6 protein-coding genes are annotated in these 7,157 nt (G+C 72.1%); all 6 read left to right on the top strand.

Annotated features, from left to right (window positions below; genetic code table 11):
- Positions 1-175: 175 nt before the first annotated feature.
- Positions 176-925, top strand: coding sequence for a RibD family protein (locus AC3A46_RS04765; protein ID WP_487664056.1), 750 nt, complete (start codon positions 176-178; stop codon positions 923-925).
- The gene (locus tag AC3A46_RS04760) at positions 922-2,598 is read left to right on the top strand and encodes an LTA synthase family protein (protein WP_487664055.1); all 1,677 of its coding nucleotides are present in this window, start codon (positions 922-924) and stop codon (positions 2,596-2,598) included. Before AC3A46_RS04765 ends, AC3A46_RS04760 begins: the two co-directional genes overlap by 4 nt.
- 4 nt (positions 2,599-2,602) lie before the next feature.
- Positions 2,603-3,097, top strand: coding sequence for an N-acetyltransferase family protein (locus tag AC3A46_RS04755; protein WP_487664054.1), 495 nt, complete (start codon positions 2,603-2,605; stop codon positions 3,095-3,097).
- A 121-nt stretch (positions 3,098-3,218) separates the two neighbouring features.
- The gene (locus AC3A46_RS04750) at positions 3,219-5,411 is read left to right on the top strand and encodes a heavy metal translocating P-type ATPase (RefSeq protein WP_487664053.1); all 2,193 of its coding nucleotides are present in this window, start codon (positions 3,219-3,221) and stop codon (positions 5,409-5,411) included.
- A gap of 86 nt (positions 5,412-5,497) precedes the next feature.
- The gene (locus AC3A46_RS04745) at positions 5,498-6,316 is read left to right on the top strand and encodes a DUF2510 domain-containing protein (protein ID WP_487664052.1); all 819 of its coding nucleotides are present in this window, start codon (positions 5,498-5,500) and stop codon (positions 6,314-6,316) included.
- Positions 6,313-7,152, top strand: a complete 840-nt coding sequence (locus tag AC3A46_RS04740) for a sulfite exporter TauE/SafE family protein (RefSeq protein WP_487664051.1) — start codon at positions 6,313-6,315, stop codon at positions 7,150-7,152. Before AC3A46_RS04745 ends, AC3A46_RS04740 begins: the two co-directional genes overlap by 4 nt.
- The last annotated feature ends 5 nt before the right edge of the window (positions 7,153-7,157 follow it).

Genomic DNA, 7,157 nt, shown 5'->3' with positions numbered 1-7,157 from the left:
CGGTCGCCGCCTCGGCGTTCGCGCTCGCGGGACTCGGCGCCGGCGCCGGCGTGGCCGTCTCGACCGCGTTCGGCGTGCTGACCGTGGTCGCCGTCCTGCCGGGCGCGCTCGCGCTGGTCGCCGACCGCTTCCGATCGGTGCCCGCGAGGAGCATCATCGGGAAGAGGAGATCCGCATGAGCGAGCGCCCGTACGTCACCCTCAGCTGCGCGATGTCGATCGACGGATATCTCGACAGTGCCGAGCCGCACCGGCTCGCGATGTCGAACGCCGCCGATCTCGACCGCGTCGACGACGTGCGCGCTCTTCACGACGCGATCATGGTCGGCGCATCGACCGTGCGACGCGACAACCCCCGCCTGCTGGTGCGGGATGCCGCGCGCCGCGCGCGTCGGCGGGCTGCGGGGCGTCAGGAGTCCCCGGCGAAGGTGACGGTCACCGCGAGCGGGGACCTGCCGGCTGACGCCGCGTTCTTCACGACGGGCGAGGGGCCTCGCATCGTCTACTGCCCGCGGGAGCGCGCGGCGGAGCTCTCCGCCCGGCTCGGCCATCGTGCGGTCGTGGTGGGGATCGGCGACGAGTGCGTCACGATGGACGCTCTGCTCGACGACCTCGGCGCCCACCACGGCGTGCGCAGCCTCATGGTCGAGGGCGGCGGCACCGTGCTGACCCAGTTCCTCGGTGCAGACCTCGTCGATGAGCTGCACCTGGTGGTCGCACCGTTCTTCGTCGGCGAGACCGGGGCGCCGCGGGTGGTCGGGCCCGCCGCCTATCCCTGGACGGCCTCGCGTCGGGCGCACCTGGCCGACACGCGCCAGATCGGCGACGTCGTCCTGCTGCGCTACGCGCTGTCCGACCGCTTCGGCATGCTCGACTCTCATCCGCAGCCGACGGGAGCCGGACGCATCGCCGTCGAACGCCCGTGAGCACGATGTCCGGCTCGCAGGTCGCCCCGGTGTGGCGCAGACGGCTCGCGCTCGGCGGCGCGATCGCCGTCCTGGTCGTGCTTCCCCTCATCCCGGGTGCCCTCGCGACGGGGTCGGTCGTCGACCTCGTCCGCATCCCGGTCGAATCGATCGTGGTGCTGCTCGTGCTGGCGCTGATTCCGTGGCGGATGCTGCGCCGCGCCGTCGCGATCGCATTCGGGGTGTTCGTGGCCGCCGCCGTCCTCCTCGCGAGCATCGATCGCGGCTACGAGGCGGCGCTCGGCATCCATTTCGTCCCGCTCGACTGGCTGCAGCTGGGCGACGCCTACGGCGTCGTCGCCTCGGCGATCGGGCCGGGGCCGGCGAGCGCGGTGTTCACCGCGGCCGCCGGCGTGATCGTCGCCGTGGGGATCGCCGCGGGCTGGGCTGCGCTCCGCGTGGATGCCACGCTGCGACGCCGAGGCGATCGCGGGCGCACCGTGCTCGCCGCCGTCACCATGGCCTGGATCGTCATGGCGGCGGTGGCGCCGCCCCTGCGGATCCAGGACCCGGTCGCTGCCGCGGCATCCGCCACATCCGTCGGCTCTGCGGTGTCGCGCGCCGTCTCGGCGCTCGAGACCAGGGCGCAGGTCGCCCGCGACCTCGCCGACGATCCGTTCGCGGCAGTGCCGGCGGGCGACCTGCTGACGGCACTGCAGGGCAAGGACGTGCTGTTCGTGTTCGTGGAGAGCTACGGGCGCGTGGCGCTCGAAGGCGAGGGCATCGCGGACGGGGTGAACGGCGTCCTGCGCCGTGGCGAGGAGGCCCTCCGGGCCGACGGGTACGCGACGCGGAGCGCCTGGCTGACCTCGCCCACCTACGGCGGGGTGAGCTGGCTGGCGCACTCGACGCTGCAGGCGGGGGTCTGGGTCGACTCCCAAGCGGTGTACGACCTGGTGGTGCGGACCGATCGGCTCACGCTGAGCGCGGCTTTCGGCCGTGCGGGCTGGCGCACGGTGAGCGACGTCCCGTCGAACCGGCATCCGTGGGACGTCGGGAAGTCGTTCTATCACTACGACACGATGCTCGACGCGACGAACGTCGGCTACCGCGGCCCGTCGTTCGGGTACGCGCGCATCCCCGACCAGTACACGCTCAAGCACTTCGCCGACCGGGTGCTCGCGTCGTCGGACCATCCCGTCATGGCCGAGCTCGATCTGGTGTCGTCCCACACGCCGTGGGCGCCGCTTCCTGAGCTCGTGCCGTGGGACGAGGTGGGAGACGGATCGATCTACGACGACCAGCCGGCGCGGAGTGCGCAGGCGAGCGAGGTCTGGAAGGACCCGAAGACGATCCAGCGCTCCTACGGGAGATCGGTCGAGTACGCGCTCGGGTCGATGCTGTCCTTCCTCGAGAACGTCGATGATCCGAACCTGGTCGTGGTCATGCTCGGCGACCACCAGCCGGCCGCGGTGGTGAGCGGCGAGGGCGCGAGTCGCGACGTGCCGATCAGCATCATCGCGAAGGACGCGGCGGTCTTCGACGCGATCGCCGACTGGAACTGGACTGCCGGGCTGCGCCCGTCGGACGCGTCGCCGGTGTGGCGCATGGACGCCTTCCGGGACCGCTTCTTCGCGGCTTACGGCCCAGCGGGTGACGCCTCTGTCCGCCTGCTCCGGCCGCTGGAAGGATGACGGCATGACATTCACCCTGCGCGTGCCCGAGCCGCGCGACGCGGCAGAGATCGCCGCGCTCCACGTGGCGACGTGGCGAGAGACGTACACCCACCTCCTGCCCGCCGGCTTCTTCGACGACGACTTCGTGCACGGGCGACAGAGCATGTGGGCCCGCATCCTCGGCAACCCGCGCGACGAATGGCGCGTCTGGGTCGCCGAGAGCGAGGGTCGCATCATCGGCTTCGCGAGCTCGGGACCGGGCCTGGAGTTCGACGGGGCGCCGCCGCCCTGCGAGCGCCAGCTGTACATGCTCTACGTCGCGGCCGCGGATCACGGCGGAGGAGCAGGGCAGGCGCTGCTCGATGCGGTGCTCGACGAGGGTCCCGCAGTCCTGTGGGTGGCGAAGGAGAACTCCCGCGCCATCGCCTTCTACCGGCGCAACGGCTTCGACTTCGACGGCGCCGAGCAGACCGACCCGATGGTGCCGTCGATCATCGACGTGCGCATGCTGCGGTGACCTGCGGTCCCAGGACCCGTCCGGGAGGGGCGAGTCCGTGGGAATAACGCGATCGCGGTGACGATTGAAGGTGATACCCCCAGGGGGTATAACGGAGACGTACTTCGACGAGGAGAGCACCGTGACCGATCCGCATCGCGACCATGAACACTCCGGGCACGACCACGCGGCACACGACCACGCGGCACATGTCCACGCCGACGGCGATCAGGCGGCTCGTCAGGCCATGAGCGCGACCGCCGCGACCGGCCCCGCCCGCGCGGCGCACGCGGATCACATCGCGTCCGGCGGCCACGCCGGACACGGCGGCCACATGGGGCACGCCGGTCACGGCGCGGACCACGTCGCCCGCTTCCGCCGGCTGTTCTGGATCAACCTCGCCCTCGCGGTGCCCGTGGTCGCGTTCTCCGGCATGTTCGCGATGGTGCTCGGCTACACGTTGCCCGACGCCCCGTGGATCGGCTGGATCTCGCCGCTGCTCGGCACCGTCATGTACTTCTGGGGCGGCTGGCCCTTCCTCTCGGGCGCCGTGTCGGAGCTGCGCTCCCGCAAGCCCGGCATGATGCTCCTCATCGGCCTCGCGATCACGGTCGCGTTCTTCGCGTCGTGGGGTGCGAGCCTCGGGCTGATGCACCATGAGCTCGAGTTCTGGTGGGAGCTGGCCCTCCTCATCGTGATCATGCTGCTCGGCCACTGGATCGAGATGCGCTCGCTCGCCCAGACGACCTCGGCGCTGGACTCCCTCGCCGCGCTCCTCCCCGACGAGGCGGAGCGCGTGGAGGGCGACCGCATCGTCACGGTCGCACCGTCCGAGCTGCGGCTCGGCGACGTCGTCGTGGTGCGACCCGGCGGCAGTGTTCCCGCCGACGGCCGGATCGTGGGCGGCGGCGCCGACATGGACGAGTCGATGGTGACGGGCGAGTCCCGGCCGGTCGCCCGCGGCGTCGGCGACCACGTGACCGCCGGCACGGTCGCCACCGACTCGGGGCTGCGGGTCGAGGTCACCGCGACCGGCGACGACACCACCCTCGCCGGCATCCAGCGGCTCGTCGCCGAAGCGCAGAGCTCGACGTCGCGTGCGCAGCGCCTGGCCGACCGTGCGGCCGGCTGGCTGTTCTGGTTCGCCCTCGGTGCCGCGGCGCTGACCGCGATCGTGTGGACCGCCTTCGGTCTTCCCGACGAGGCGGTCGTGCGCACCATCACCGTTCTCGTCATCGCCTGCCCGCACGCACTGGGCCTGGCGATCCCGCTCGTGGTGTCGATCGCCACGGAACGTGCCGCGCGCGGCGGTGTGCTGATCAAGGACCGCCTGGCGCTCGAGAGCATGCGCACGATCGGCGCGGTGCTGTTCGACAAGACGGGCACCCTCACGAAGGGCGAGCCCACCGTGGTCGACGTCGCCGCGGCGGCCGACATCGACGCCGACGGCGTGCTCGCGCTCGCCGCTGCGGCCGAGGCCGACAGTGAGCACCCCCTCGCGAAGGCGATCGTGCGTGCCGCCCAGCAGCGCGGCCTTGCGGTCGCCTCCGCCTCCGGCTTCCAGTCGTCACCGGCGGTCGGTGTGACCGCGACCGTCGGCGGGCACGTCGTGCGGGTGGGCGGCCCGCGCCTCCTCGACGAGATCGGGGGTGCCGACATCGCGGCCGCGGGCGCGTGGCGCGAACAGGGGTCGATCGTGCTGCACGTCGTGCGCGACGGCTCCGTCGTCGGAGGCCTCGCGCTCGCCGACGAGATCCGCCCCGAATCGCGCGAGGCCGTCGACGCGCTGCACCGGCTGGGCGTCGAGGTCGTCATGATCACGGGCGATGCCGAGCCCGTCGCACGATCCGTCGCCGAGGCGCTCGGCATCCGTCGCGTCTTCGCCGGCGTGCGTCCGGAGGACAAGGAGCGGAAGGTCGCGGAACTGCAGGGCGAGGGCCTCAAGGTCGCGATGGTGGGCGACGGCGTCAACGACGCCCCTGCGCTCGCGCGTGCCGACGTCGGCATCGCGATCGGCGCCGGCACCGACGTCGCGATCGGATCGGCGGGGGTCATGCTGGCGTCGAGCGATCCGCGCTCAGTGCTGTCGGTGATCGAGCTGTCGCGCGCGAGCTACCGCAAGATGACGCAGAACCTCTGGTGGGCCGCGGGCTACAACCTGATCTCGGTCCCGCTCGCGGCCGGCATCCTCGCCCCGATCGGCTTCGTCCTGCCGATGTCGGTGGGCGCGATACTGATGTCGCTGTCGACGGTCGTCGTGGCGCTCAACGCGCAGCTGCTGCGCCGTCTCGACCTCACCCCCGAACGCAGCGCCCGCGCCGTCCTCGACCGCTGACTCCGGGGACCGGATGCTGCGTCCCTGCGCCGGGGCGCAGCATCCGCGATCGGTGCCTGCAGAGGGCGCGGGGATAGGGTTTGAGGATGACGACGACTCCTCCCGGCTGGTACGACGACGGTCACGGCGCGATGCGCTGGTGGGACGGTGCGCAGTGGACGGAGCACGTCGCTCAGCCCGACCCGGAGGCATCGCCGGCTCCGACCGAGGCGGAGATCGTCGCCGGGGCCGACGCGTCTGGGTCGGGCGGGTCGCAGGCGTTCGCGACGGAGCCCGTCTCCCCGGCGGCGCAGCCGTACCCGGTGCAGGAAGGGGGCGCGCCGGTCGAGGGGTATCCGCTGGGCGTGCACCCCGGAACGCCCGCGGGAATCGCCTTCGCCGGCGGCGGCTTCGCCGCGGCGACCGAGCCGCGAAGCACCTCGAAGCTCTGGATCGTGTGGGTGGTGCTCGGCGTGCTGCTGCTCGGCATCGTCATCGCCGCAGCCGTCGTGATCCCGCTGCTGCTCCTCTCGGCGTCGACCGCGAACAGCGCCGGCCAGTCCGATGACGAGCGCGCGGCCGTCGCGACCGTGGGCCTGTACGACGACGCCTGGCAGGAGGGCGACTGCGACTCGTTCGCCGCCGCCACGTCCGAGAACTTCCGCGACACCGTCGGGGTGCTCGACTGCGCCGCGTTCGACTCCCAGGCCGCCGCATTCGACGAGAACTTCGACGAGTACGAGATCACGGTCACCGATGTGGAGACCGTCGGCGACCAGGTCGCGGTGACGACGAACGAGACGTACACCGCGCTCATCGACGAGGACGGCCGGCCGACCGACCCGGAGCCCGGCGCCACGGTCTACCACTACACGCTCGTGCAGTCGGACGGCGAGTGGGTCATCGACAACCTGTCGTACGAATGACCTCGCCCGAGACGGCGCGCCCTCTCCACGACGCTCGGTTCTTCCTCACCTGCATCGGCATCGGCCTGCTCGCAGGTCTGCTGTCGGGCCTGTTCGGCGTGGGCGGCGGCACGGTCATCGTGCCGTTCCTGGTGCTGTTCCTCCGCTTCGACCAGCGGCTCGCCGCGGGCACATCGCTGGCCGCGATCGTGCCCACCGCGACGGTGGGCGTCATCTCCTACGCCGTGCACGGCTCGGTCGCCTGGATCCCCGCGCTGCTGCTCGCGGCGGGTGCGGTGTTCGGCGCACAGATCGGCACGTGGCTGCTCCCGCGGCTCTCGCTGACGGTGCTGCGGTGGGCGTTCGTCGGCTTCCTCGCCGCGGTGATCGTCAGCCTCTTCATCGTGGTCCCCTCCCGCGATGCCGAGTTCTCCCTCACCTGGCTGAGCGGAGTCCTGCTCGTCGTGCTGGGCGTGGTCACCGGCATCCTGTCGGGGCTCATCGGCGTCGGCGGCGGCATCATCGTGGTTCCCGCGCTCATGGTGCTGTTCGGCACGAGCGACCTCGTGGCCAAGGGCACGTCGCTGCTCATGATGATCCCGACGGCCGTCTCGGGCACGGTCGGCAACATCCGGCGGCGCAACGTCGACCTCGTCGCGGCGGCGATCGTCGGGCTGGCGGCGTGCACCACGACGGCGCTCGGCGCGTGGGCGGCGACGCTCATCGATCCGTTCGTCGGCAACATGCTCTTCGCCGCCTACCTCGTGATCATCGCGGTGCAGATGGGCCTGCGGGCCTGGCGCGGCCGCCCGCGCCCGGAGGCCGGCCCGGCCGGGCCGGGGGACGCCGCTCGGTAGGATGG

The organism is Microbacterium sp. Soil_C_42, from assembly GCF_057656735.1.
This window is presented reverse-complemented; position numbering and strand designations above follow the sequence as displayed.

What these genes read in the sequence shown, in the direction of transcription:
- AC3A46_RS04755 (WP_487664054.1), top strand. Translation starts at nt 2,603, where the DNA reads ATGACATTCACCCTGCGCGTGCCCGAGCCGCGCGACGCGGCAGAGATC.
- AC3A46_RS04765 (WP_487664056.1), top strand. Translation starts at nt 176, where the DNA reads ATGAGCGAGCGCCCGTACGTCACCCTCAGCTGCGCGATGTCGATCGAC.
- AC3A46_RS04745 (WP_487664052.1), top strand. Translation starts at nt 5,498, where the DNA reads ATGACGACGACTCCTCCCGGCTGGTACGACGACGGTCACGGCGCGATG.
- AC3A46_RS04740 (WP_487664051.1), top strand. Translation starts at nt 6,313, where the DNA reads ATGACCTCGCCCGAGACGGCGCGCCCTCTCCACGACGCTCGGTTCTTC.